Raw genomic sequence first — 26633 nt, forward strand, 5'->3', positions numbered from 1 at the left:
AGCCGCCAGGAAGCCGCGCCATGAGGTCGTATCCTCGGGTCAGTGTCGTGTCGGGGTACCACCTCGGGTCAAGGGTTCAGTATCGTCGCCAGGCCGTATCCGCGTGAGTCCATCCACTGCCACTGCCACTGCCGCTGCCGCCACCGCCACCCCCAGCGCCACGCTACTGGGTTACCGCCTGGATCGTCAGGGTGCCGGTGTAGGTACCGGGCGTCAGCGTCGGGAACCCTACCAGATTGAGCTCCAGATCCAGGTTGTCGGTCCGGCTGGCCACCTTGTTGGCGCCGTTGATCGCCTGGGTAAACAGGTTCAGGCTTCCGCCGGCCGTGCCCAGGCCACCCACACTGCCCTGGTTGATGGCCGTGAACGTGGTCGGCGCGCCGGTCGTCATCCGTCCCAGCACGCGGCTGGAGGGGATCTGGGTGCTGCCGCCGACCAGCGCCTGCGCCGGAACCGCGAAGTACGCCACCAGGGAGACGGATGCGGTCTGCCCGGGGTTGAGGTTCCAGTTGGTCAGCACCCCGACCGGAGACGGAAAGGAATTGACCGCATTGTCGGTCAGGCTGGCGATCGACTGCGTCGCCCCCGAGGTCACCGTCACGCCCAGCACGCTGGGCGACGCGGCCACCAACGCCAGAATCTGCGCGGGCCCGAGCTGACCCGTCTGCGCCACGACGCCCCGCGTGGCCGGCGCCCCCGAGAGCAGGAGCAAGAGCGCACAGGCGCGCGGGGCATTGGGCATGATGCGCTACTGAACCACGGCCTGGAGGTTGAGAGTCCCGGTGTAGTTGCCCGCGACCGTGAAGGTGTTGGCCAGGTTGAGCCGCACGTCCAGCTGATCCGACCGGCTGCCGAGGAACGAGCCGGCACCCACCGCCTGGGAGTAGAGCACCAGGCTTCCGTTCGCCACGCCGACGCCGCCAGTCGCGCCGCTGGTGAACGGCGCGAACGCCGTGGCTCCCACCCGCCCCTCCACCTTCGACGACGGAATGAAGTCGGTCCCATTGGCCATCGCCTGTGCCGGGGTGGCGAACCAGCCCACCAGCTTCATCGAGGTACCGGCCGTCAGATTCCACGCCGTGGTGAGCGTGACGGGAGTGAACACGTTGGCCGCGGAGCTGTCGGTGATGCTCGCGAGGGTGGCGGTTCCCGAGGTGGGGCTCAGCGTCAGCGTGCTGGACTTGGTGGCCGTGAGCGACACCGTCGCGGGGCTGGACGTCAGACCCACCTGGGCGTTGGCCACGCCGGCGGCCAGGGTCAGGGCGAGGGCACCCGCCATTCCGCGCGTGACGAGCTGCATGAGGTGACTCCGGGGGCTAAAGGGTGGTCGGTGGTACGTGTACACTGGTTCGGGTGGCGGAATTACAAGTGCCGTGCCAGCTTTCGCATAGGCTGAACTGACGGAGGGCGTCAGGATTCTGCGCGTCACGCAATTCGACACCCCGGCCGGGCGGCGGGGCCGGAAGTTCTGGCGCAGTCGAGTCTTGACATCGAGGCCTGGGGAACGGTACCGCTCCCGGGTGCAGCAGCGGACGAACCGGCGATACGAAATAGGCGCGGAGCGGGCCATCCGGACGCCTCGTATCGCTCATTGTGCGAGGGCGGCCTGTACCTCCCTTCGAGTCAGGGGGCCTGCGGCTCCCGCCGCAGCCGAACCACGATGCCGTCCACCGGACCGCTCTGAGGAGCCGCCACCGCGAAGCTGGCCGGCGTCTGCCGAGCCTTCAGCAGGTCGAGTGTCTCGCGGGTCACCGTCGCCTCGTACGCACCCGGACGCAGCCCCGTCGCGTAGAACGAGCCGTCACTGAACGTGGTGATCCGCACGGTGGCGCCCGAGCTCACGTGGCGGAGCACCACGGCTACCCCGCCCACGCCCGCCTCATCGTCGCCGAGCACCACTCGGCCCGCCGCCTCGCTCGCCGGGAGCAGCGCCACGTCCACCGCGTCGTAGGAGTTGGGGCCGGGCACCAGCCGGTAGACCAGCGAGGCCGGCACCCACAGCGGGTCGTCGATGGAGAGAGTGTCCACCTCGACCGAGGTGGCCTCGAACGGCACGAGGTCCCAGGCCGAGTAGCGCCCGAGCGAGTCGGTCGTGACGCCGCGGGAGCCGACCCGAAGCCGAACTCCTGCGACGCCGGGCTCCTCGGTACCTTGAATCCCGTTGCCATCGAGGTCGCGGTAGACCCGTCCCACCACTCGCGCGCGCCCGATGAGCGGCCCGTTTCCGAGCTCCACCCGCCGCAGATGACCGTCGTAGGTTGCCGAGCCCTCGAGGAGATTGGTCCCCTCGAGACCGGCCGCCGCCGTGTAGCGGCTGCGACTCACGCCGCGCAGGCCGGGCAGATTGGTGGTGAGCGCCAGGTCGAGCGCCATGCCGCCCTGGCCGCGGGTCCACCCGCCGCCCACATCGAGCCGGATCGGGCCGGCGAGCTGGCGACCGACGCCGAGCGTCACCCGCGAGAGCCCCGAGGTCTCGAGCGAGAGATCGCCGCGGAGGAACAGGTTCCGGAGGACCGGGCCGGGGCCGCGCAGGACCAGGTCGCCCGCGCCATCGATGCCGACCTGCGAGGCGTCGGCGGTAGTGGGAAGTCGGCGGTGGTGAACTCCGGTCACCACTCGCAGATTGCCCAACCGCGAGGTGAGCGCCAGCCGCTCGGCGTCGCTGGCTCCGGTGGCCAGCCGGGTGTGGGAGAGCGCGAGCTGCACGATGCTGCCGCTGGCGGGACGCGTCCGCCAGAAGACCACCGCGTCCGTCCGATCCCGCTCCGCTCCGCTGATGAGCGGCGAGGGAACCCCGCTGGCGAACCTGGTGTGCTCGACGTCCAGATGCAGATCGGGCGTGGGGTCGAAGTCCGCGCGCCCGCGCACCAATCCTCGGCTCACGCCCTCCAGCGTCAGACTGGTGGAGGAGGTGACGGCGGCGCTCACCAGCGCGTAGGGATGCCAGAGGTCGGGGAGCGAGTCGCGCCAGAAGTTATCGGAGCCGGTTTCCGCGGTGAGCCAGGACGTCACGCCGTATCGCGCCGAGAGCGACAGGGCGCCAGCACATGGCTCGCCGTGGCAGGCGCCTCCGCTCACGGCGTATTCGAAGCGGCCGTCGGGCAGGCGGTCGAACGGCACCTGGACTGTCCGTCTCCGGTGCACCACCTCGCCATTGGGCCCGTACGCCACCATCTCGATCGGATTGGCGCCGTATTGCAGCGGCACGTCGAGGGCATAGTGGCCGGTGGCACCGGCGGCCGTATAGCCCAGCAGCTGCTGGTCCTGATAGAGGTCCAGCTCCCAGCCGTCGGGGAGTGAGCCGTCGAGCAGCTCCTGGCCGAAGGCGGCCGGGCGAAGAAACGGCGCGTTGGTGAGCTCGATGCCGCGCAGCACGCGTCCGCGCCGCGCGCCCGGAACGATGTCGCCGAGACGGAGCTGTCGGAGCCAGCGTCCGCCCGGCCATACGCCGGACCAGGACGACCGCAGGTCGGTGCTGCCGCCCGCATCCGACTGCTGTCCCGCATACTGCAGCTCGAGGCTGCCGCCGAGGAGCTCGGCGCCAAGCCCGAGCTGCAGCAGGGAGGCACCCACCGGATCGGTGAGCGCGCCGGTGTAGGCCCAGTCGAGGACGGCGCCGTCGGCGACGCGCCGGTTACGCGCCAGGGTGGTCTCCCAGGGCGTCGTGGCGGGGAGTCCGAGCAGCGTGCGGCGCCGCTGTTCCCGGGCCAGCCGGCGGACGACGGGAAGGTCAGAGGTATGGCTGGCCACGAGGATCAGCTCGCCGAAGTCGGCCTGGAAATCGATGCCAAGAGCGGCACCGAGGGCGGCCGTGCTGGCATACAGCTCATCGCCCCGCCAAAGGAGCGCCTCCGGCGCAACCCGCCAGACGCTGTCGCCGCGGGAGACCGTGCCCGAATCGGCGTCGAAGGCGAACGGGATGCGGCCGGGCTGGAGCACGCCCGCCATTCGGCGCCGCGCGACCCCCGAAGCGAGCCGCACCTCGGCGAGCTCGAGAAACCGGCGGACGGGCACCAAAGTGAGCGTGTCGCGCCCGAGAGCCGAGACGACCTCGACCGGCCCTCCATCGATCCGGAGCTGGAGCAGCACGTCGGTGAGCGCGCTGTCAGCGCCCGCGAGCTCCTGGGCGTGCAGCGACGTGGGGCAGCGTCCGAGCGCGACGGCGAGGGTGAGCGCGGCAAGCCGGCGCAGGACGGCCGCGCGCACGGAGGGTCAGTTTCCGGTGTAGGCCGCCGACATGGTGACGAGACCGGTGTAGATACCGGGCTGCTGTCCCACGGTCGGCGAGACCTTGCCACCGATCCACACGAAGAAGGTATTCTGCGGCGGCGGGTTGTTGCGGATCCGGACCACGAGCGCGGTCGATGGCGTGTAGGCCGTGCAGTTGGTCTGCTGATCCTGGTTGCGGTGACACCCCATCTTCCCGACGACCGGATCGTCGGCGAAGCTGATCGGCATGTTCTGGGTCCCCGCCTGCAGCACCGCCGGGAGCGCGAAGGTGATCCGCACCTCGGCGTTCTTGACGCCGTGGATCACGAGCTTGCCGGCGAGCGCCGTCTTCGGCCCGATGGCGAATGGCGTCCCCGGCACCACCACGCCGAAGTCGAGGCCGTTCAGCTGGCCGATGGTGACCGCCGTATTGTCGATGATGGCGTTGGCGGCGAACGAGGCGGTCGTCTGCGCCCAGGCACCGCGCGGCCCGGCCAACGCCAGCAACGCGAGCAGCAGCGCGGAGCGGCGGACCTGCCGCATCAGCGGATCTCCAGATCCACCGTCCGGCTCACCGGCTCGGCAGGGAGAATGTGGTGCTGGTCCAGGTCGCTCCGCGTGGTGGTCACGCCCAGGCGGAAGCTGTAGTGGCCCGGCGCGGCGCTATCGATCGGGAAGACGTAGCGGCGGTTCAGGCTGTGATAGACGGCGAGCGGGCTCTCCCATTCGCCGCGCACGTGGTTGCCGGCGTCGACCAGCTGACCGGTGAGGGTACCAAGGAAGGCGGCGTTGCCGCGGCGGTCGGCGCGGAGCCAGACGACCAGCGAGTCTCCCTCCTGGGCCGCGCGGAGATCGGTGAGGTCCAGACCGGTGTGCACCTCGCCCTTCCGGTAGGACAGCGAGATGATGGTTCGGAGCTCGAGCGCCAGGCCCGCGGAGACGCCGCTTTCGCCGCTCACGACCGCAACCTTGGACCCGCGGGAGGTCGCGATGATGCGGCTCCAGTACTCGCCGTCCGCCAGATCGGCGGGTGGCGTCGCGAGCAACCGGACGACCTGCCGCTGTCCCGGAGCCAGCACCGCGCGACGGGGGTAGGCCTTGACCCAGCCGGCCGCGGAGGGCTCGCTCGAGTCGGGCTGGTCGACGAGCTTGATGTAGATGGTGCCGCTGGAGTCGGTCGCGGGGTACCCGTAGGTGAGGTCGATGGACACCTCCTCCGGGGTATCACTGGTGTTCACCAGGAACACCTGACCAGTGCGGCTCCGGTGGTCCATGAACACCGCATGGGGCGCCACCAGGATCGCCTCCAGCACCAGGGGCCACACGGCGAGTGCTCCGAGGGCGAGGGCGGCAGCGGCAGTGACCCGGCGGATCAGACGGAAGCGGCGCATCAGGTTCCCGTGTAGGCGATAGTCAGAGTGATGGTACCGGCATACGTGCCGGCGGTCTGCCGGGCGGCGGGAGACGCGGTGCCGCCGAGAAACAGGTACAGCCGGCCGTTCCCGCTGAGTGTGGTGATGAGCGCGCTTCGCGGATCGAACGGTGCGGCGGTCGCAATGGTGCCGTCCCGGGTGTATCCGGCGTCTCCGGGACCGAACCCGAGCGGCACTTTGGCCCCGCGGGGCCCGGTCAGCGCCGAGGGCAATCCCAGGTCCACCCGTACCTCCGAGCCCTTGGCGCCGCGCAGCTCAAACTGCCCGGCGCGGAGCGCATCCAGCCGGCTCACTCTCGTTGGGGTGCCGGCGAACAGGGTCCCGAAATCCAGCATCTGCCGATTCAGTGCGTTGAGGGCTCGCCCCCCATTGCCCTGCCCCTGTGCACCGGCGGCCGCCGGCAGCGCCAGCTGAGTCAGGAGGCCTCCGACGAGCAGCAAATGCGGCGCGAGACTCACCCGCAATCCCCTCCGGTGATGACGATCATTCCACGAACGGCAACGCTGGCGGACCGACATCGCGCCCGCCAGCGTTCCGGAGCCTCCATCCGTTCGGGACCGCGCCGGTCAGTTGCCGGTGTAGGCGGCGCTCAGATTGACGGTGCCGGTATAGGTGCCGGGGGCCTGATTGGCCGGCGGGGTAACGGTACCGCCCAGGTACAGGCTCAGCAAGCCGGTCGAGTTGTTCAGCCGCACCGTGCGGGCCACCGTGGGGTCGAAGGTCGTGGAGCCCGCCCGGGTGCCGGCCGGGTTGGTGGCCGCGGCGGTCGAGCCATAGGTGAGGGGGATCGCCGTGCCTGGACCGGTCAGCGTCGCGGGCAGCGAGGTGAAGGTGATCGTGATCTCCGCGTTCGCGCCGCCGCCGAATCCAACCTCGCCCGAAGTCACGTCGCTGGGGAGGACCGTCCGCGCGATGCCGCCGAAGGTCGAGCCGAAATCGAGCCCCCGCACGGTCGTGGCCGTGAGAGCGGTCTGTACGACGGCCTGCGCCGGAATGCTTGCGGTGGCCGGAGTGGCCTGGGCCTGGGCGGTGCTCATTGCACCGAGCACGAGAGCGGCGCCGGCGAAGGCACCCTTCACGGACACGTTCATGGCTGTCTCCACCTAAAGGTTGTCGAGTTGCCGATAGTGGTCGGGGGCGACCTGGTTTCGGGCGGGACGGAACCAAGTTCCGTGCCAGTGACCGTTCCGGCCTGTTGCGCGGCATTCGTTGACGTCAGGATTTTCGACGGCGCCGCCCGTCTGGTGGCGAAGGCTTCGACAGCGCTCAGCGCCGTGCGCGGTAGCGCCGATAACTGGGAGAGGAGCGAGGAGGACCCGCGCACGGATGCGCCGGACCGCGGGACAAGCTGAGACGGGGCATATGATTGCGTCGGGCTGGGAGGAAGGGGCCAGCGGTTGCCGAGTGCAGCCCATACGATGGACGGCCGCCCGCCGGCGGTCCGGAAGAGGCACTGGTGACGGCCATCGGCCCGGTCGGGGCAATCACCCGCTCACCGACGGTGCTCGGGGCTTCCTCTCGCGGGCTGTTTCCCGGTCGCTACTCGGGCAAGATGCGGCGACGATTCCAGTTTCGGCCGAGATCGTCGAAGTGCCGGTGCTCACCGGTCGTGGTCGTCATCCCGATTACGGTCGTGGTCGTCGTCATCTCCCTTCTCGTCGGACGATCGGTGCAGGTGCCCCGGCCGCACCAGTGCGACGGTGCCCTGGAACGACTCCAGCGTCACCTGTGCGCTGCCAGAACCGATGGTGAAGTTGAAGCGCTTGCCTTTCCGGGTCTCGTTGATGGTCACCGGAAACTCCGACTGAAACTCGCCATTGAAGGTGGAGACCGAGATGGCGGCGCTGGTGCCCTCGGCAACGGCGAGCGTGACGTCCCCATTATGGCTGGAGAGGGTATAGCGTCCACCGTTGTGGATGGGGCCGTCGTAGCTGAGATCTCCGTTTACGGTGCTGGCATCGAGGCTGGTCGCGTCCACCCGCGCCAGCGTGATCTCCCCGTTCACCGTTTCAGCCGTGATCTCGCCGGAGGCGTCGAACACCGAGACGTCTTCGTTCACCGAGTGCAGGTCGATCCGCCCCCGGGCTCCGTGCAGCGTCACCGAGCCCTGGACCGAGCGCAGCGACACGTTCCCCTGGCCGCCGGTCACGTCCACGCTCCCCTGCACCGTCTCGACCGTCACGGGGCCCCTGGCCCCACGCACCGTCACGTCGCCGTTCACTCCCGAGAGGTCGAGCCCCATCCAGGCCGGCGCGGTGATCTCCAGGTCGACCGACGGCGGGCCGTGGCGCCCTTCGGTTTTCACATTCACCACCGACCCGGCGGTGGAGACCTGCACCTCCGCACGAGAGGACGGGTCCGCCTGGACCCGCACCGCATTCCGGCTCCAAGTCTTGATGTTGACCTCGCCGCCGAAATTGTCCACCTCGAGGCGTTGGCCACTCGAGACCGCCACGGTGGTGTCGACCTGTGGCAGCGCGCTCATGGTGGCGAGAGCAGCGGTGGCGAGGGAGAGCAGCACGGTCGCGGTCCTTTCAGCTCGCGGCGGAGACGAGGGCCGCGGCCTGCCGGAGCAGCTCCAGCTTCCGCCGCATCGTCTCCGCCAGGTGAGAGTTGAGGTAGATGTTCGCCGAGTCGGCGGCGAGGGCACGCTGGGCCTGGGCAATCGCCCGGTCGATGGTCGCCAGATTCTGTTCGATGATGCGCACCGTCGTGGTATCCAGCCGGCCGCGATTTCGGGTCAGGACCTGCTGCAGCTCCGCCACGGCCACATCGTAACTCCGCTCCGCCGGGCGTGCCGGACCGACCGCGACGGGCACCGCCGGCGCAGGGGCCGGCTGGGGCGCGACCGCCAGGGGGGGCGCCCCCGGGTGAAGCAGCCAGGCCGCTGCGCCGGAGAGAGTCATGAGGGCGATCCCCGCCGCCGCCAGCTGGGGCAGCGAGAAGACCCAGCGGCGGGGTATCCGCCCAGCGAGCCGGATCTCGGCCGGCCCGTCGGGCACGGCGGCAGGCGCGCCGATGCGGGCCGCGATGCCGGGCCAGAGGTCATGCGCCGGGGCACGATCATCCAGGGCTCGGGCCCGCCGGACGATCCGCTTGAGGTCCGCCACCGCCGCGCCGCAGGCGATGCAATGGCGGAGGTGGTCCTCGAGCGCGCTCCGATCCGCGTCGGGCAGCTCGCCGTCGAGATACTCGGACAGCCGATCGGTCCAGATGTCGGTCATGGTGTGCTCCTCAGCGCTCCAGGTGCTCCCGCAGCGCCATGCGGGCCCGGTGAAGCTGGGACTTGGAGGTGCCGGTGGCGAGGCCCAGCATCTCGGCGATCTCCTCGTGGCGATAGCCCTCGATGTCGTGGAGAACGAACACCTGCCGGGCACCCTGTGGCAGCCGTTCGATCGCCACCTCGAAATCCATCGACAGCTCGGGCGTCGGTCGCCGGCTGGGCACGGTCTCGAGCACTGCGTCTCCTTCGAGGTAACGCTGACGCCGGATTCCCAGCGTCTGGCGCCGGCCAAGAATGACGTTGACTGCCAGCCGGTGCAGCCAGGTGCCGAAGGCGGACTCACCGCGGAAGGTTCCCAGCTTCTGCCAGGCCCGCACGAACACGTCCTGTGCCACTTCGTCAGCCTCCTCGTCGCTCAGCATCCGCCGGACCAGGCTATGGATCCTCGCCACGTGACCACGATACAGCCGGGCAAAGGCGTGAGCATCGCCGCTGGCCGCCAGCGTCGCGTCTACCGTATCCGAGTCGCTTCTGCCGGTTTGCTCGTGACGCAGCGTCGCTACTCCAAGGCCGGATGGGGTCATCGCGAGGGGTTGGATCGCTTGACGGAACAGAAGGTTGCAGGAGAGGGTGGGGCAAGGTGGGGCAGGGTGAGGCAAGGTGAGGCAGGGTGAGGCAAGGTAGGCAAGGTGGTCCCTTCCGCCCATCACCTTGCCCCACCCTGCCTCACCCTGCCCCACCCTGCCACCTTTCACTGCATCGCGAACTTCTCCGGGAACTGCTTCGTGATCGCGCCCGCCAGCGGATCCGCGATCATCTGCATGTGGGCGGCGGCCTCGCGGAGCTTGGTGTAGGCGGTGGACCAGGCTCCTTTGGCCTGGGCATCCACCACGGCCTTGAGGCCGACCACATGGTCGCGCACCAGTCCGGCCACGACATCCTTGGGCAGGTTGGGGTTCGCCGAGCTCAGGAAGGCGCCGAAGTCGTCGGCATAGCCGATCAGGTCCTTCACTGCCTTCTCCTGCATCGCATTGTCCTTCTTGGCCACGCCGTTGGTGTAGTCCACGAAGAAGCCGATGTGTTTCCGCCAGAGGGCCAGGAAGGCGGCCTCCGCGTCGGCGCCGTAGACCGAGCCAATCGCCCGGCTGAGCGCTACCGAGTTCGCGTCGAGCGCTCCAGCCGCATCCTTGAACTCGCCGGCCCGGCCGCCCAGCGCCGCCTCGGTCGTGGCGGCCGCGAGCCAGACGTGCTCGGCCAGGGTGTGGTTGAGGCCGACCCGAAGATCGGCGGCCGACTGGGCGCCGGCCGGGTCGGCGAGGGCGAGGGTGGCCGCCAGGGCCGTGGCGCCGGTGATGAGCTGGGTGAGGGAACGCATGGCTAATGGGCTCCAGTGGTGTCGGGGAGAACGCGGATTTCGCCGCGCATGAAGTGGTGCCGCTCGCAGTAGTACGGATAGGTGCCGGGCTGGTCGAAACCATGAACGAAGCTCGAGCCCTTGCCGGCGAGTTGCCCGGCGAATGCTCCGTCGGCACTGTCGGGGGCGCCGGAGGTGACCGTGTGCTCGATCTCGTCCTGATTGCTCCAGACGATCCTGGTGCCGACAGGGACGTCCAGCCGCGCCTCCCGGAACTGGAAGGTCCGGACCTGCACCTGCGTGTCGGGCACCGCACCCATGGCCCCGGCCCCAACGGACCAGGCGATCAGCATCGCGCGCATCGGTTGCCTCTTGGCTCGAGATTGGTCGCTGCACCCGGTCTACGGTGGCCGCATCGAATCGGATCCAAGGAGGGTGGGGCAAGGTGAGCCAGGGTGAGGCAGGGTCGGGAGTGTCGCGGCGGTCTCATTCACCTTGCCCCACCTTGCCTCACCTTGCCCCACCCTGCCTCACCCTGGCTCACCCTCCTAGATTCTTCCCCATGACCACCCTCACCCACCCGAGTCCGATCACGGCCCCGACCGGCACCACGCTCTCCTGTAAAGGCTGGCACCAGGAGGCGGCGCTCCGAATGCTCATGAACAACCTCGACCCCGCCGTGGCGGAGCGGCCGGAGGACCTCATCGTCTATGGGGGCGGCGGGAAGGCGGCGCGGAACTGGGAGTGCTACGAGCGGATCGTTGCCACGTTGCGGCGGTTGAACAACGACGAGACGCTGCTGGTGCAAAGCGGCAAGCCGGTCGGCGTCTTCCGCACCCATGAGGAGGCGCCGAGGGTGCTGATTGCCAACGCGCACCTGGTGCCCCGCTGGGCCACCTGGGACGAGTTCCGCCGGCTCGAGGCGCTGGGCCTCACGATGTACGGCCAGATGACGGCGGGCTCCTGGATCTACATCGGGACCCAGGGGATCCTGCAGGGCACCTACGAGACCTTCGCCGAATGCGCGCGGCAGCACTTCGGCGGCAGCCTCGAAGGCCGGCTGGTGGTGACCGGCGGACTCGGCGGCATGGGTGGCGCCCAGCCCCTCGCGGCCACCATGAACGGGGCGGCCTTCCTCGGGGTCGACGTGGACGAGAGCCGGATCCGCCGACGGGTGGAGACCCGGTACTGCGACCGGCTGGAGCACGACCTCGATTCGGCGCTTCGGCTGGTGAACGAGGCACGGGCGCAGCGGCGCGCGCTCTCGGTGGGATTGGTGGGAAACATCGCGGAGGTGCTGCCCGAGCTGGTCCGCCGTGGCGTGACCCCCGACGTGCTCACCGACCAGACTTCGGCGCACGATCTCCGGGTGGGATACATCCCGACCGCCCTCTCGCTGGAAGCGGCGGCCGCGCTCCGTGACCGGGAGCCCGAGGTGTACGAGGCCCGCGCGCTGGACTCCATGGTCGTCCACGTGCGCGCCATGCTGGACCTGATGGCGCGGGGCGCGGTGACGTTCGATTATGGCAACAACCTCCGGGGCCAGGTGGCCGATCGGCGAGGTATGCCGGAGGCGTTCACCATTCCCGGCTTTGTCCCCGCATTCATTCGGCCGCTGTTCTGCCGTGGCGCGGGGCCGTTCCGCTGGGCCGCCCTCTCGGGCGATCCGGACGACATCGCCCAGACTGACCGTGCCGTGCTGGAGACCTTTCCGGCCAAGGAGCCGCTCGCCCGCTGGATCCGGCAGGCACAGGAGCGGGTCCAATTCCAGGGGCTCCCGGCCCGCATCTGCTGGCTGGAGTATGGAGAGCGGGCAGAGATGGGACGCCGATTCAACTGGCTGGTGAAGCGGGGCAAGGTGCGCGCGCCGCTGGTGATCGGCCGGGACCACCTGGACACCGGTTCAGTGGCCTCGCCCAACCGGGAAACCGAGGGGATGAAGGACGGGTCCGACGCGATCGCCGACTGGCCGCTGCTGAATGCCCTGCTCAACACCGCCTGCGGCGCCAGCTGGGTCTCGCTGCATCACGGCGGCGGCGTGGGCATCGGCTACTCCATCCATGCAGGCATGGTGGTGGTGGCGGACGGGACCGAGATGGCCGATCGTCGGCTGGACCGGGTGCTGACCGCGGATCCGGGCACCGGGGTCATGCGCCACGCGGATGCCGGGTACGAGCTCGCCATCGAGACGGCGGTGGAGCGCGGGATCGATCTGCCGATGGTGCGGGAAGGACGGGAAGGGCGGTAAGGACGGTAAGGGCGGTAAGGGCGGCCAGGTGTTAGAGTTCGAGCTAGCCGGAGCGACGATTCTGCTGGCGGAGGAACTGATCACGGTCCTTACCGTCCTTACCGCCTTTACCGCCCTTACCGTCTCCCGCCGCCCATGAACCTTCTCCACAACATCTCCCAGCTCGCCACCTGTCGGGATGAGGGCGGCCAGGGCGAGATCCACGAGATCCGCGACGCGGCGCTGGTCTGGGAGGGCGAGACGATCCGATGGGTGGGGGCGCTCGCGGATCTTCCCCCGGAGTTTCGGGCGGCGGAGCGCATGGACGCCGGCGGTGGGTTGGTCATCCCCGGCCTGGTCGATTGCCACACGCACCTGGCGTTCGGCGGCTGGCGGGCGGAGGAGTTCGCGCAGCGCATCCAGGGGCGGACCTACCTGGAGATTGCCCAGGCAGGCGGAGGCATCGCGCGGACGGTGCGGCTCACACGCGAGGCTTCCGAGGAGGCCCTGCTCCAGCGGAGCGCGGGGTTTCTGCGGGAGATGCTCACCCTCGGCGTGACCACGGTCGAGTGCAAGAGCGGCTACGGACTCGACCGGGACAACGAGCTCAAACTGCTGCGGGTGTATAGAACGCTCGCCCGAGTACAGCCGGTCCATCTGGTCGCGACGTTCCTGGGTGCGCACATCGTGCCAGTGGAGCATCGCGAGCACCGGGAGGAGTACCTCCGGCTCCTGACCGGGGAGCTGATTCCCGAGGTCGCGCGGGAGCGGCTGGCCGACTTCTGCGATGTGTTCGTGGAAGCCTCCGCGTTCACCATTGAGGAGGCGAAGCGGATCCTTCTCGCCGGCCGCGCGGCGGGGCTCGGGCCGAAGCTCCACGCCGACCAGCTCAGCGACGGCGGCGGCGCAGAGCTCGCCGCGGAGGTGGGCGCGGTCTCGGCGGACCATCTGGACCGTGCCTCGGACGCGGGCATCGCCGCCATGGCTCGCACGGGCGTCGTGGCGGTGAGTCTCCCGCTCGCCACCCTGTACCTGGGCCAGCCGCCGATGCCGGCTCGGCGGTTCATCGAGGCCGGCGTGCCGGTGGCCGTAGCCACCGACTTCAACCCGGGGTCGGCGCCGAGCCACCACCTGCCGCTCGCCCTGACCCTCGCCTGTACCCTGCAGCGGATGACGCCAGCCGAGGCGCTCAAGGGGGCGACCTGCTACGCCGCGCGCGCGCTGGGGCTCGGCGGACGGGCCGGTAGCCTCGAGGCGGGCCGGGCGGCCGATTTCGCCATCATCGACGCGCCCGACGTGGATCACTGGCTCTACCACTTCCGCGCCAACGCCTGCCGAACGACCGTCATCGGTGGAACGGTGCGATGGGCCGGTGCATAGGACGCTTGCGCGTTCGTCCCTTCGGTTGCACTCTAGACGCTACTCGGACACAACCCAGTCATAGATTCGGAGGTGCCATGGCTCAGCGCGTGTTGGGCATTGTGCTCTCGCTCTGCTTGCTGGCGGTCGGGGTCGGCTCGGCGCAGGTGCGTCAGATCACCGGCCGCGTCACCAACGCACAAACGGAGCAGGGAGTCTCCGATGTCACGATCGCCGTCCTGGGAACCCAGATCGTGGCGCAGGCGGACAACGAAGGTCGGTTCGCTCTCAACGCGCCAGAAGGCAACGTGAGCCTCATGGTGCGCGGCATCGGGTTCAAGCGTCAGCAGGTCAACGTGCCAGCGGGGCAGGACAAGGTGGACGTGGCGCTCGATCCGGACGTGTTCAAGCTGGAGGAGATCGTCACCACCGGCCAGGCCACCGGCGTCGAGCAGCGGAACCTGGCCAACGCGGTGTCGACGGTGAGCGCCGGCGAGCTGACCCGGGCACCGACGAGCACGGTCGAAAGCGCGCTCCAGGGAAAGATTCCGGGCGCCACCATCCAGGCCAACTCCGGCGCCCCGGGTGGCGGCCTGCAGGTCAATCTGCGCGGAGTCTCCACCATCATCGGCGATCTCGAGCCGCTCTACGTGGTGGACGGGATCGCGGTGAGTGACGTCGCCATCCCCAACGGCGCCAACGCCGTGACCCAGGCGCAGGCGGGTGGCAATCCGCGGAACCAGGACAACGCCGTTAACAGGATCGCCGACCTCAATCCGGAGGACATCGAGAAAATCGAAGTTCTGAAGGGCGGCAGCGCCGCGGCCATTTACGGATCCAAGGCCACTAACGGGGTCATCTTCATCACGACTAAACGGGGGCAGGTAGGGAAGCCGCAGTTCAATGTTACTCAGCGGTTCGGCTTCTTTGAGCGAGCTAACGAGCTGGGGTCTCGCACCTTCAGTACACTGGAAGAAGCTTTGAGCGTGTTCACCGACACTGCCCTCGTCACTTCGCTTTACCAGCAGGGCCGGACATTCGACTTTGAGAAGGAGATCTACGGTCACAAGCCGTTCTCCTATGAGACCGATGCCAGCGTGAGCGGTGGAACCGAGAATACCAAGTACTACGTCTCGGCGTTGGTGAAGGACGATGGCGGCATCGCGACTAACACCGGATACAAGAAGCAGTCGCTCCGCTCCAACCTCGACCAGGAGCTTGGCGGCGGCTTCCAGGTGCAGGTAAACCTGAGCGGGATGCACAGTTTTTCGCAGCGGGGGATCTCGAACAACGACAACTCGGGCACCAGCCCGTTCCTCGTGTTTCCGGCCACGCCGAACTTTGTGGACCTGCTGCCCTCGGCCGGGAGCGACAGTCTTCCGTCCGACTTTCCCACCAACCCCTTCGAGCGCAGCAACCCGCTCCAGACGTTCCAGTTTCTAAAGAACGACGAGGACGTCTGGCGCCTGCTGGGCACTAGCACCCTCCGCTGGTCGGCGCTGCGCTCGGCCAGGAGTAATCTCCAGCTGATTGGTACAGGAGGCGTCGACTACTTTCAGCAGGACAACGACTTCGTCTCGCCGCCAGAGCTTCAGTTCGAGCCCAACGATGGCCAGCCGGGGACTGTGGTCCTCAGCAAGTCCTCGAACCGCAACCTGAACCTGTCGCTAAACGCCACCCATACACTCGTGCCCGGGGATCCGGACCACGGCACGCAATGGACCACCTCGGCCGGCGTCCAATTCGAGGAGCGCCGGCTTTTTGCTACACAGGTCATCGGGCGCAATCTCCTGACCGGTCAAACGAGCCCGCAGCAGGCAGCCAGCCAGACGGTGCTTTCCCGGCTGGAGCCGGTGCGCGATCTCGGCATCTTCGGGCAGGAAGAGGTGCTGCTGGCCGACCGGCGGCTGCTGCTTACCGCCGGGCTCCGGGCGGACCGAAGCAGCGCTAACGGAAGTCCGGACAAGTTCTTCTTCTACCCGAAGTTCGCCGCCTCCTACCGGATCGTGCGACCCTTCGGTGGGGTGGACGAAATTAAATTCCGGGCGGCTTACGGCCAGACCGGAAACCGGGCTGCCTTCGGCGCGCTCTTCTCACCAGACACTACGGGGACTATCGGCGGAAGCTCGGGAACGTTTATCGGCACTCGTGCCGGCGATCCGAACTTGAAGCCCGAGCGACAGGAGGAGTTCGAGGGAGGGTTCGATGCGCCTTTGGCCAATGGGCGGGCCCAGCTCACCTTTACGGTCTATCAGAAGAACATCCGCGATCTACTGCTGGAACGCACTCTGGCACCTTCGAGCGGACAAGCGAATCAGATCTTCAGCTCGACGAGCACGCTGAGGAACCAGGGGATCGAGGCGTCCTTCACAGTGCAGCCAGTACAAAGCAAGAATCTCAACTGGGTGCTGCGTACGACGTTCTTCGCCAACCGGAGCAAGATCACGAGCCTGACTATTCCTGCCTATCAGACTGGTGGCTTCAGGCTCTCGCTGGGAACCTTCCAGATCGAGCAGGATAGCTCACCGACCCAGATCTTCGGCCTGGTCCCCGACGCCGGTGGTGTCCCGCGGGCAGGCAAGGTGGGGGATGCCAATCCCGACTTCCAGATGTCGTTCTCGAACGACATCGATTTCCACCGATTCACCCTTGGCTTCTTATTCGATTGGAAGCAAGGGGGAGACATCATCAACCTGACCGAATTGCTGTACGACGCCACCCAAAACTCCATCGACTACGTTACCGCGGGCTCCGATCGGATTAGTACTTTCGCCACGGGTGACACTCGCCCCTACGTCCAAAGCGGAACTTACGTCAAGCTCCGCGAGTTGAACCTGTCCTACAACCTGCCGGACCGGGTGATTTCTGGCCTCTTCGGGCGCAGCATCCGAACGGCGCGGTTGTCCCTGACCGGGCGCAATCTGCTCCGTTTCACACCCTACCGCGGGCTGGACCCCGAGGTGAGTAATTTCGGCCGCCAAGCCATTGTGCGGAACATCGACGTGGCGCCCTTTCCACCGAGTCGCAGCTTCTTCTTCTCGATCGACCTGGGGTTCTAACCATGACGACCTTCTCGAAAGTTTCGCGCCAGGTTGTCGTTGGGCTCACCCTGGTCGCGGGAGGCTGCTCCTTCGACATCGAAAACCCGAACACGCCCAACATCATTGGGGAAAATCCCACACGCTCCGAAGTGGTGGCCACAGCAGAGGGAATCCTTATCGCCACCCGGGCAGATGTGGCTGACTGGGCGCTCGATGGCGGCATTCTCGGGCGTGAGGCGTACCGCTTCGACGGTTCCGATCCGGGCTTCACGAATGAATTGATGCAGGGGCCACTTGATCCGGGCAGCCCTCCATTCGGTGGAGATCACTGGGCCGAGGAGTACGCCGCGATTCGGACGGCGAACGATCTGCTCGCGGTGATCGGAACGGCCAGTGCGCTTACTGCAGAGGAGCAGAGCGCGATCCGAGGATTCGCGCATACGCTCCAGGCGTACAACTTCATAATCGTGCTAGACGCCCACAGCCAAGACTCGATTCCGTTCGAGGTTGGTACCAGCGTGACTGCCGCTCCGGCTCCCTTCCGAACCAATGCCGACGCCTGGGCAAACGTGATCTCTCTCCTGGATGGGGCACTCCCCGAGCTAGATGCCGGGGGCGCAGCGTTCCCCTTCCCCTTGCCCTCTGGGTTCTCGGGCTTCGACACGCCGAGCACGTTCCGGCAGTTCAACCGCGCGCTCCGCGCTCGGGTGGCAGTCTACCGAGGCGATTTCGCCGGAGCGCTCACCGCCCTGACTCAATCCTTCCTCGACCCGGCCGGCGCGCTTGATGAGGGCGTGTACATGGACTTCAGTGCTGGCCCAGGTGATTTCGCCAACCCACTGGCAATCAGCCCCCAACTGGGTGAAAATTTCGGTCACCCATCGCTTCGGACCGGTGCGCAGCTCCAGCCGGGCGGTGAACTCGACCAGCGCTTTCTGAACAAACTGGTGAGCCGTGCGCCGCGCTCCCTGGGGACGCCGCAGCTCCTCACCTCCGATCTGGGCTGGATCCGCTACCCCAACCCTAACGCACCGATCCCACTGATCAAGAATGAGGAACTGGTGCTGCTGCACGCGGAGGCGAGTATCGGATTAGGTGATCTGACGACGGCCAATACCGACATCAACCTGATTCGTACCACCTCGGGCGGGCTGCTCCCAGCTCCCGCCTTCACCAGTGCCGAACAGGCGATCACGGAGCTGCTCTATAACAAACGGTATTCTCTCATGTACGAGGGGGGACACAGCTGGATTGATTATCGCCGCTACGGTCGTACAGCCGATCTGACCGCGTTCGATCGCCCGGGACCGCCACCGGACGCGATCTTCTCGACGCTTCCGATCCCGACTCCGGAGGTGCTGGCCAGGCAGTAGTCCAGAGGCCGGCGGTACCCGCGAGCCATCTGGCGAAGAGGGGGCTCGCTTCCCATTATGGGTGGCCGCACCCGAGTACGGCCCGAACTGGACTTCGAACCGGAGGGAACTGCTTTCATCCGTTCCAAGGAGGACATCGGCATGATTAGTCTCTCGAACGCATCCCCCCTGCGGCGCGTGGCTTGTCTGACCGCCCTGCTCACCCTCGCCGGCTGCATGGGAGAGGGGTCGAAGTACGCTGGCACCTGGAAACGGGATCTGTCGGGCGAAGGTGAAGTGGGCATGAAGATGGCGTCGAACGGCGGGGTCGAGTTGATGCTGCCGGCCCCCAAGTGGCCCGATTCCGTCGATATCAAGGCGCGAGCGAACTTCAAGGGCGACACGCTGATCTTCAGGGCCGACAGCGCCGCCCGCCCCTGCCAGACAGCCGACGCGCGCTACCTGATCAACCGCACCGAGGACGAGCTGCACATCGCGGGCATCGGGATGGACACCTGCGGGAGCCGGCACGCGGCGCTCGTGGGCGTCTGGAAGAAAGCCTGAGCTAGAGCGCCGGCCACTGCTGGGTCACGCAGTGGAAGGCGCCGAGACCCCAGACCAGATCGGCGCAGTCGATGCCGATCACCTCGCGGTCGGGAAACAGGGACTGCAGGGTACTGGCGGCCTCCTCGTCCCTCGGCGGATCGTACGTCGGGAGGAGAACGAGGCCGTTAGCGATGTAGAAGTTGGCGTAGCTGGCCGGCAGGCGCTGACCCTCGCGGTAGAGCGCCCGAGGCATCGGCAGGGTCACCACCCGGAGCGGGCGGCCGCTCTGATCGGTCATGCCTCGTAGCCGCTCCAGGTTCTCCTGCAGGGGCTCGTAGTTCTGGTCTGCGCTGTCCTCCTCCACCACCGTCACTACCGTGCTCGGATCGACGAAGCGGGTGAGGTCATCGACGTGCCCGTCGGTGTCGTCACCCACGATCCCCTCGCCCAGCCAGAGGATCTTGCTGACGCCGAGGAACTCCATGAGACAGGCCTCGATCTCGGCGCGACCGAGCTGGGGATTCCGGTTCGGGTTGAGCAGGCAGGCCTCGGTGGTGAGCAGGGTACCCTGCCCGTTCACCTCGATCGAGCCGCCTTCCATGATGATGCCCGGATGGAACACCGGGATGTGATACTCGCTGCCGATCCGGCTGGGGATCACGTCGTCCAGGTCGTACGGAGGATACTTGCCGCCCCAGGCGTTGTAGCCCCAATCGACGATCGCCTCCTCCCGCCGGCCTTCCACTTTGCGCTGGATGAAGATGGGCCCGTGGTCGCGGCACCAGGCGTCGTTGGTCGGATTGAGGTGGAAGAAGACGTTGTCGCAGGCGACCCCCTCGTCGCTCAGCAGCCGCCGTACCGCACCCGCCATCTCCGGCCCCGCCACGTTGATGTGCACCTCCTCGCGGTCGGCGAGCCAGCGCACCATGGAGGCGAAGATGCCGGGCACCGGGCCGAAGTTGCCGGGCCAGGAGGCCTCCTTGTGCGGCCAGCTGAGCCAGGTGGCCCGGTGGCGCTCCCACTCGGCGGGCATCCGGTAGCCCAGCTTCGCGGGCGTGCCGGTGGGCATCGGGAGGGGCGCCGCAGAGATCAGAGGTGAGCGCCGGCGGAGGTCAATCGAGATAGCGTCGGGTGAGGTCCTGGTAGGCGTCGATCCGGCGGTCCCGGAGGAACGGCCAGTGGGTCCGGCTGGCGTCGACCTTGGCCAGATCGCAGGCGGCGATCAGGACCTCGTCGCCCTCGCCTCCCTTGACCAGCAGCCGCCCGCCCGGATCGGCGACGAAGCTGCCGCCCCAGAACTCGATGCCACCGCCGGCGTCGCCCTCGTGTCCCACCCGGTTGACCGCGCAGACGTAGACGCCGTTGGCGATCGCGTGGCTCCGCTGAATCGTCTCCCACGCCGACTGCTGCTGGCCCCCGTGCTCCGCCTTCTCCGCGGGCAGCCAGCCGATCGCGGTGGGGTAGAAGAGGATCTGGGCACCGCTCAGAGCCGTGAGCCGGGCGGCCTCGGGATACCACTGATCCCAGCAGACCAGGACCCCGATCCGGCCGAAGCGCGTCTCCCAGCTGCGGAATCCGAGATCACCCGGAGTGAAGTAGAACTTCTCGTAGTACTGCGGGTCGTCGGGAATGTGCATCTTCCGGTACTTCCCGAGATACCGGCCGTCGGCGTCGATCACCGCCGCCGTGTTGTGATAGAGGCCCTCGGCGCGCTTCTCGAAGAGCGAGGCGACAATGACCACGCCGAGCTCGGCGGCAAGGCTGCCCAGCGCGGCGGTGGACGGGCCGGGCACCGGCTCCGCGAGGCCGAAGTGCCGGTGCTCCTCGGTCTGGCAGAAATACCGGCTGCGGAAGAGTTCCTCCAGGCAGACGATCTGCGCGCCGCGCGCGGCGGCATCACGCACGCCCTGGAGCGCGGTCCGCATGTTCTCGTCGGGATCGAGGGTGCAGTGGTGCTGCACCAGGCCAAGCGTCACCGTGCTGGAGGAGCTCATGGCAGATGAAGATAATGACCCGGCCTGCGGGCGCGAGCAGGCGGGTGACCTGCGTCACCGGACGAATCAGCGATGCCGACGATCTTGGCACAGGAGCTTCGACCAGGGAACGCGACCTCTGTCTGGAAAGGATGACCGTATGCCCGCTAGGCTTCGGACGGTCGGCTTCGGCCGTCGGTCTCCGTTCCGCCGCGTGCGGCCCGCCGTGATGCTGGTGCTGTTGGCCACCGCCACCGCATGTGGCGGCGATCGCGGCAAGCCGGCGTCCGCGGGCGATACCAGCGGCGCCGCGAACCGCGCCGCAGCAAACGACAGCGCTACTCCTTCGGCCGAGACAGCCGTCACGTCGGCTGCGGACAGCACCAAGTCGTCGAAAGCCGACAGCTCACACGCCGCTCCCGCTCCGTCCGACTCTGTTGCCCGGCGCACCGCCGCTCGACCCTCGTCCGACACCGGCAGGAAGCGCCCGCAGTCAGCCGGCCCCCGACCCGCCAAGCGCGTCGCCACGGCCACGAAGGATACCGGCGCCAGAGCCTCTGATACCGCGTCGAAGGCAAAGCCGGACAGCGGCACCCAGCAGGCGGACACCGGCAAGGCTCAATCCGACAGCGGCACGGCCAAATCAGATACCGGCGCGGTACAGGGCGGAGAGCTGCGTGACGCTTATCACCAGGCCCCGCGCGACACGGTAACCGAGACGGTGTACGATGGCTGGAAGCAGTTCAACCTGAATTGCGCACGCTGTCACGGCGAGGATGTGACCGGCACGACGATCGCCCCGCACCTGGTGGTGTCCCTCCGGCCGGATGGACCGATCAACACCAAGGAGCTGTTCGTCCAGACGGTCTGCGCCGGACGCCCCGCCAAGGGGATGCCGGCCTGGTGCTCCCTGGGGCTGGGGATGGACAAGATCCAGGATATCTATTCGTACGTGAAGGGTCGGAGCGACGGGAAGATCGCGCCGGGACGGCCCGCGGTGCGGAAGGGTACCTAGGCCGCGGCTTCAGCCGGCGGGGGAGATCTCCACCGCGGCCTGCCCCTGGTGGACTGGCCAGCGAAGCGTGATCGACTCGCCTTGCCGGGTCCGGTCGAGGCCACGCTCCGACTTGGCGACCGTCTCGATGTCGAACCTCCACTCCTCGGCGTCGGACGTGCATCGCACCTCGAGCGGCCCCGCCAGCGAGAGCTCGGTGGTGAAGAGATCGTCCGGGTGGGCGGTGCCGGCGTCCCAGGCATAGCGCACCGCGATCCGCCCCTCCGAGGTGAACAGCACCCGCTTCTCCAGCCGGGCGGACCCCTCTCCCAGCGTGCAGAGCACCTCGACCCCGCTCTGGCGCGGTTCGATGGCATAGGCCGCGGGCGACCTGGTCCAGTCGTGGACCGGTACATAGGCGCCACTGGCGTAGGCCGCGAGCTCGAGATCGTGAGCGAGGACCCGGTCCAGGAAGAGGGCCCGGTCGGCGGCATCGACCGGGGGCCGCTCATTCAGCCGGATACCTTCCTCGATGTCGTGTATGGTCTGGGTTCCGCCGTCCTGGCTAGTGGTCTCCGCTCCGCGTTCGAGCGCGAGGTCGAGGTATGCCTCCCGCCGGCGGGTGAGGACGTTGGCGTAGTTGATCCCGGTCGCGAACCAGGTGTACTCCTCAAGTGCGCCGCCCCGTCTGGGGCTCAGCAGTGCCGAGAAGCGGTCGGAATGCACCCAAATCTCATTGTGACCGTCGCCGTCCAGGTCGAGCACGTCCCAGGCGAGCGGTTCTCCGTCCCGCAGCTCGCGCTCGGCGCTGGCGAGATTCCGCCAGATGGCATCCCGAAGATGGGGCAGGTAGAGTCCGCCGAAGACCCCGTGCCAGTAGGCGTCGTTGCACTGCGCGCGACCGATCGCGCGACGGGCCCCGGGCGGATCGCCTCGCTGGCGGCAGAGCGCCGATAGCGCCTGCATCTTCTTGTGCATCCGATTCGACTCGGAATACTTCACCAGAAAGTTGCGCCAGTGGGCGCCGCGGAGGAGCGCGCCGTCCGGGCCTTCCACCCGCGACTCGCCGAGCTCCCGCTCCAGCCGTACCAGCCGGAGCGCGGCATCCGGCGGGAGCGACCAGCTCTCCATCTCGCGATAGGACGCGGTGGGCAAGTAGGCGATGCCGCCGCTCGGCACCACCTCGAGCGCGGCGTCGAGCCGGCTGAGCTGGACTTCGCCGCGCTCGACCAGGCCGCCGATCGTCCCCATGAAGCGGTCGAGCCAGCCTTTGCCGTAGACCCACTCCTTGGTGCCTGGCCATCCGCCGAACTTCTCGCCATCGTCCGCCAGGACCGCCAGCCCATGCCCCGCGTCCCGGAGCCCCCGCAGGTAGTCGGCGGTCTCCTCGGGCGGACGGAATGGGATCAGGTAGCGCAGCCGCTCATCGATGGGAAAGAGGGCGACGCGTTGCCCGTCGCTCTCGGTCCAGAACGGCTGGTGCAGCTGGTCGGCGGAGAAGCCGGTGACCAGGAAGTGGCGGTCGTCCACCAGCGCGTAGCTGACGCCGGCCAGAGCCAGGTCGGCGGCGAGCTCCGGCTCCCATACCCGTTCGGTGAGCCAGAGACCGCGTGCGGTGACGCCGAACCGGCGTTGGACCGCATCGCGCATCCAATGGATCTGCTCGATGCGATCCGCCCGGGGAAGGGAGGCCAGTACCGGCTCGTAGAAGCCGGCGAGGAGAATTTCGATCCGGCCGTCGGCGACCAGGCGGCCCACCCGGTCGAGATAGCCGGTTTCGTGGTTCTCCAGCCACTCCAGCAGCGGCCCGGAGAGATGCAGCACGACGGGGAGAAACTCCCGCCCGGCCAGGCTCTCGACCAGGGGCCGGTAGACGTCCTCGACGTGCTGAGCGAACACGTGATCGAAATTACCGACCGGCTGATGCAGGTGGAGCCCGAACGCGAAACGGATAGGCGGCACTAGCCCAGGACCAGGGAACGGGAGCCGCCCAGCGCGGCGCGGACCGCCGGAAGGATGTCCGGGAAAAGGTTGTCCCGCTGGCCCAGCTCGTCGGCGCGACGCCCGGCGGCCTCGAGCGCGCCAGGCCCCCCGTCCCGGAGCGCCTCCACCAGCGATTCAGTATCCGCGCAGTGTTCCCGGAAGCGCAGCTCGCCATAATCCGTGGCGGCCCCGGTGGAGATGATGAATTGCCAGTCGGAGGACTGCGCCAGGAGCAGCTGGCGGGCCGCCTGCGCCAGCACCGGGCGCGCCGCGGCGGACTCGAGCGCCGTCGGCGCAACGTCCCAGAACGCCGCCTCGATCGGCCAGAGCCGCTCCCAGGTCCACGCGGTCTGCCCGCTCAGCCACATGCTGAAGTCGCCGTTGGCGCCCCAGGAGCCGGCGGGCATGCGGATGGCCTGGCGGGCCGGATGCTCGGCGAGATGACGTGAGCCGGTGACAGGGCGCACGCCCCGGTCCCTCCGCGCGAGGGCGCGATAGACCGCGCCGAGGAAATCGGGGCCCTCGAACCACCAGTGGCCAAACAGCTCGGTGTCGAACGGGGCCACCACGACGCCCTCGCGGAGGCGGGTATCGCTCTGAGCGATGCCCGCGAGGACCCCGGCGAAATGCTCCGCATGATCCCGGGCGCGGCCGAGCGCAGTCGCGGGCACGTACATCTGTTTGCCGCCGAGGTCGACGTCCGGACCGCTCACCCGCCAGAGCTTGAGTCCGCCGGGCCACCGCATCTTGTGGAATTCCAGGTACCACTCGTCCCCCGGGTACCCCTCGAAGCGACTCCAGACCTGCATGGAGGCCCGCGGATCCCTCACGTAGGCGGTCACGTTGGCGACACCGCGCGCGTGCGCCACCCGGTAGGCCTGATAGGGTGAGCGGCGCGCCTGCTCGGGCAGATCGCGGGCGCGTGGGGTGTGCAGGATCGGATCGCTGGCGCCCGGATCTCCCGAGAGGCCCAGCGCGCGCCCCGCGGAAGCGAGATGGGAATCCACGAAGAAGTAGCGGAAGCCGGCATCCGCCAGGTGCTCCTCGATCCCGCGACGGATCCCGGTCCTGGGAGCGGTGGGCCAGGGCTCCCAGGGGCCGCGGGGACGGTAGGCGCACTCGGGCAGCCAGCAGCCGGCAGGAGCGCGGCCGAACAGGCGACGGTGCTCGGCCGCGCCGACGGCGAGCTGCAGCCGGATGCTCTCGTCCCGGGCGAGGAGCGGGAGGAAGCCATGGGTGGCGGCGGAACCGATGATCTCCAGCCGGCCGGCGGCCTCGAGCGCGCGAAAGGGGGTGACCAGATCGCCCCCGGTCTGCTGGAACAGGCGGCGCAAGCGGTGGAGGCGATCTTGCCAGAACCCGACCAGCGGCAGCAGCGCCTGGTCGCCGGTGGTGGCGAGCGAGGCCGGGGCCGCCTCGCAGGCGGCGATCCGCTGCTCGAAGAACGCCTCCATCTCGCTCACGAAGGTGGGACTGACCAGCTGATTGGCCAGCACCGGGGTGAATCCGATGGTCACCGGCGCCGGCACCGCGGCCGTTTCGAGTCCTTGGAGGGTCTCCAGCAACGGCAGGTAGGTGTCGAGCGCGGCCTCGCAGAGCCAGTCGCTGCCATGGGGCCAGCGGCCGTGATTCAGCATGTACGGCAGGTGGCTGTGCAGGGTGAAGACGAAGTCCATCGCCGCGCCGCTCACCGGCCTGCTCCGGACCACGCCAGCGCTCGGCGATAGACGCCGAGATAGGCGGACACCGATCGCTCCCAGCTGAAGTCGCAGGCCATGCCGCGGCGCATGAAGGCCTCCCATTTGGCCGGTGTGGCGAAGCCGGCCAGCGCGCGGAGCGCGGCTTCCTCGAACGCCTCGGGAGTGTAAGGATCGAAGCTGAACCCGGTGACGTCGTCCTCTACCGTATCGGCCAGGCCACCCACCCGGCGGACGATCGGCGGGGCGCCATAGCGCTGGGCCCGCATCTGGGTGAGGCCGCACGGCTCGTAGAGGGACGGCATGAGGAAGATGTCGGCGCCGGCCATGAGCCGGTGCTCCAGCCGGTCGGTGAAGTCGAACTGCACGCCGATTCGGTTGGGCGCGGAGGAGGCCAGCTCCACCAGCGCCTGCTCGTACTTCTGCTCCCCACTGCCGAGGAAGACGAATTGCGCGTCGGAGTCGAGCAGGTCCCGCGCGGCCAGAATCAGGTCCAGCCCTTTCTGGGTCACCAGCCGGCCGGTCATTCCGAACAGCGGCACCTTGCGCCGCTGGGGCAGTCCGAACGAGCGCTGGAGGGCCGCCTTGCAGCGCCGTTTGCCCTCGAGCTTGTGGGCCGAGTACTGCGCGGTGATCTGCCGGTCGGTGGCGGGGTCCCAGGCGTGCTGGTCGATGCCGTTCAGCACCCCGACCAGCCGATCGCCCAGCGACTGGAAGAGATCGTGCAGACCGAAGCCGCCCCCCGGCGTCCGAAGCTCACGAGCCTGGGTGGGACTCACGGTGGTGACGAAGTCGGTGAAGGTGAGGCCGCCCTTGAGGAAGTTCACCTTTCCATACCACTCGAGCTGCTGCCAATTGTACAGCGACCATGGCAGCCCCACCTCGGGCATCACCTCCGGAGGGAAGTGACCCTGATAACCGGGGTTGTGGACCGACAGCACGGTGGTGGTATCCGCCGCGAAGCTCTGGTCGGCCAGCGTGGTGCGGAGATAGACCGGCACCAGCGCGGTGTGCCAGTCGTGCGCGTGGACCAGCACCGGCCCGGCTACCAGGCGGGGCAGCGCGGTGAGCGCCGCCAGGGCGAAGAAGGCGAAGCGACGGGCATTGTCGGGATAGTCCACCGCGTTCTCGCCGTAGATCCCGGGACGGTTGAAATACTCCAGGTGCTCGATGAAGAAAACCTGCGGCCCCTTGAGCGGGCCGGCCACGCGGAATACCCGGGCCTCCTCGGAGTGGTTCCCC

General features: G+C 68.2%; 23 protein-coding genes. 6 read left to right on the forward strand and 17 right to left on the reverse strand.

What is annotated here, in order from left to right; translation table 11 throughout:
- Positions 1 to 163: 163 nt before the first annotated feature.
- From VHR41_16935 to VHR41_16990, 12 genes are all read right to left on the reverse strand, one after another.
- On the reverse strand, positions 164 to 742 hold the full coding sequence (locus tag VHR41_16935; GenBank protein ID HEX3235882.1) for a hypothetical protein: 579 nt from the start codon (positions 740 to 742) through the stop codon (positions 164 to 166).
- A gap of 6 nt (positions 743 to 748) precedes the next feature.
- Positions 749 to 1300, reverse strand: coding sequence for a hypothetical protein (locus VHR41_16940; protein HEX3235883.1), 552 nt, complete (start codon positions 1298 to 1300; stop codon positions 749 to 751).
- Between the two features lie 323 nt (positions 1301 to 1623).
- Positions 1624 to 4206, reverse strand: coding sequence for a hypothetical protein (locus VHR41_16945; protein ID HEX3235884.1), 2583 nt, complete (start codon positions 4204 to 4206; stop codon positions 1624 to 1626).
- 6 nt (positions 4207 to 4212) lie between these two features.
- The gene (locus VHR41_16950; GenBank protein HEX3235885.1) at positions 4213 to 4752 is read right to left on the reverse strand and encodes a hypothetical protein; all 540 of its coding nucleotides are present in this window, start codon (positions 4750 to 4752) and stop codon (positions 4213 to 4215) included.
- Positions 4752 to 5600 carry a hypothetical protein gene (locus VHR41_16955; GenBank protein HEX3235886.1) on the reverse strand — a complete coding sequence of 283 codons (849 nt, stop codon included), beginning with the start codon at positions 5598 to 5600 and terminating at the stop codon, positions 4752 to 4754. The genes VHR41_16950 and VHR41_16955 overlap by 1 nt, the downstream gene beginning before the upstream one ends.
- Positions 5600 to 6100, reverse strand: coding sequence for a hypothetical protein (locus VHR41_16960; GenBank protein HEX3235887.1), 501 nt, complete (start codon positions 6098 to 6100; stop codon positions 5600 to 5602). Before VHR41_16960 ends, VHR41_16955 begins: the two co-directional genes overlap by 1 nt.
- Before the next feature lie 108 nt (positions 6101 to 6208).
- Positions 6209 to 6733: a DUF4402 domain-containing protein gene (locus VHR41_16965; GenBank protein ID HEX3235888.1), complete on the reverse strand. Its 525-nt coding sequence runs from the start codon at positions 6731 to 6733 to the stop codon at positions 6209 to 6211.
- A 509-nt stretch (positions 6734 to 7242) separates the two neighbouring features.
- On the reverse strand, positions 7243 to 8163 hold the full coding sequence (locus tag VHR41_16970; protein ID HEX3235889.1) for a DUF4097 family beta strand repeat-containing protein: 921 nt from the start codon (positions 8161 to 8163) through the stop codon (positions 7243 to 7245).
- Positions 8164 to 8176: 13 nt separating this feature from the next.
- Entirely contained in the window at positions 8177 to 8866 is a 690-nt protein-coding gene (locus VHR41_16975) for a zf-HC2 domain-containing protein (protein HEX3235890.1), read from the reverse strand.
- Between the two features lie 10 nt (positions 8867 to 8876).
- Positions 8877 to 9449, reverse strand: coding sequence for a sigma-70 family RNA polymerase sigma factor (locus VHR41_16980; GenBank protein ID HEX3235891.1), 573 nt, complete (start codon positions 9447 to 9449; stop codon positions 8877 to 8879).
- Between the two features lie 167 nt (positions 9450 to 9616).
- Positions 9617 to 10240: a hypothetical protein gene (locus VHR41_16985; GenBank protein ID HEX3235892.1), complete on the reverse strand. Its 624-nt coding sequence runs from the start codon at positions 10238 to 10240 to the stop codon at positions 9617 to 9619.
- A 2-nt stretch (positions 10241 to 10242) separates the two neighbouring features.
- On the reverse strand, positions 10243 to 10581 hold the full coding sequence (locus tag VHR41_16990; GenBank protein HEX3235893.1) for a plastocyanin/azurin family copper-binding protein: 339 nt from the start codon (positions 10579 to 10581) through the stop codon (positions 10243 to 10245).
- A gap of 200 nt (positions 10582 to 10781) precedes the next feature.
- Here VHR41_16990 and hutU point away from each other — a divergent pair, with 200 nt between their 5' ends.
- The 5 genes from hutU (at position 10782) to VHR41_17015 (ending at position 18762) form a co-directional block, all read left to right on the forward strand.
- A complete protein-coding gene (gene hutU, locus VHR41_16995; GenBank protein HEX3235894.1) occupies positions 10782 to 12467 on the forward strand; it encodes a urocanate hydratase in 1686 nt (561 codons plus the stop codon).
- 135 nt (positions 12468 to 12602) lie between these two features.
- The gene (gene hutI, locus VHR41_17000) at positions 12603 to 13826 is read left to right on the forward strand and encodes an imidazolonepropionase (protein ID HEX3235895.1); all 1224 of its coding nucleotides are present in this window, start codon (positions 12603 to 12605) and stop codon (positions 13824 to 13826) included.
- Positions 13827 to 13903: 77 nt separating this feature from the next.
- Positions 13904 to 16864: a SusC/RagA family TonB-linked outer membrane protein gene (locus VHR41_17005; protein HEX3235896.1), complete on the forward strand. Its 2961-nt coding sequence runs from the start codon at positions 13904 to 13906 to the stop codon at positions 16862 to 16864.
- A 2-nt stretch (positions 16865 to 16866) separates the two neighbouring features.
- Positions 16867 to 18219 (forward strand): RagB/SusD family nutrient uptake outer membrane protein, encoded by a 1353-nt coding sequence (locus VHR41_17010; GenBank protein HEX3235897.1) that lies wholly within the window; start codon positions 16867 to 16869, stop codon positions 18217 to 18219.
- Between the two features lie 141 nt (positions 18220 to 18360).
- A complete protein-coding gene (locus VHR41_17015; protein HEX3235898.1) occupies positions 18361 to 18762 on the forward strand; it encodes a hypothetical protein in 402 nt (133 codons plus the stop codon).
- Position 18763: 1 nt separating this feature from the next.
- Here VHR41_17015 and VHR41_17020 read toward each other — a convergent pair whose 3' ends face one another.
- Positions 18764 to 19813 (reverse strand): agmatine deiminase family protein, encoded by a 1050-nt coding sequence (locus VHR41_17020; protein ID HEX3235899.1) that lies wholly within the window; start codon positions 19811 to 19813, stop codon positions 18764 to 18766.
- Between the two features lie 43 nt (positions 19814 to 19856).
- Positions 19857 to 20738: a carbon-nitrogen hydrolase gene (locus VHR41_17025; protein ID HEX3235900.1), complete on the reverse strand. Its 882-nt coding sequence runs from the start codon at positions 20736 to 20738 to the stop codon at positions 19857 to 19859.
- Between the two features lie 139 nt (positions 20739 to 20877).
- Here VHR41_17025 and VHR41_17030 point away from each other — a divergent pair, with 139 nt between their 5' ends.
- Positions 20878 to 21732, forward strand: a complete 855-nt coding sequence (locus tag VHR41_17030) for a c-type cytochrome (protein ID HEX3235901.1) — start codon at positions 20878 to 20880, stop codon at positions 21730 to 21732.
- Between the two features lie 9 nt (positions 21733 to 21741).
- On the opposite strand, the gene VHR41_17035 is transcribed toward VHR41_17030, so the two are convergent.
- The 3 genes from VHR41_17035 to VHR41_17045 all read right to left on the reverse strand — a co-directional run.
- Positions 21742 to 23673 (reverse strand): alpha-amylase/4-alpha-glucanotransferase domain-containing protein, encoded by a 1932-nt coding sequence (locus VHR41_17035; protein ID HEX3235902.1) that lies wholly within the window; start codon positions 23671 to 23673, stop codon positions 21742 to 21744.
- On the reverse strand, positions 23673 to 25385 hold the full coding sequence (locus VHR41_17040; protein ID HEX3235903.1) for a 1,4-alpha-glucan branching protein domain-containing protein: 1713 nt from the start codon (positions 25383 to 25385) through the stop codon (positions 23673 to 23675). The genes VHR41_17035 and VHR41_17040 overlap by 1 nt, the downstream gene beginning before the upstream one ends.
- The coding region (locus tag VHR41_17045; GenBank protein HEX3235904.1) for a glycogen synthase at positions 25382 to 26633 on the reverse strand (1252 nt) is incomplete at its 5' end. The genes VHR41_17040 and VHR41_17045, both read right to left, overlap by 4 nt.

It is taken from the genome of Gemmatimonadales bacterium (assembly GCA_036265815.1).
GTDB lineage: Bacteria > Gemmatimonadota > Gemmatimonadetes > Gemmatimonadales > GWC2-71-9 > CAVVWJ01.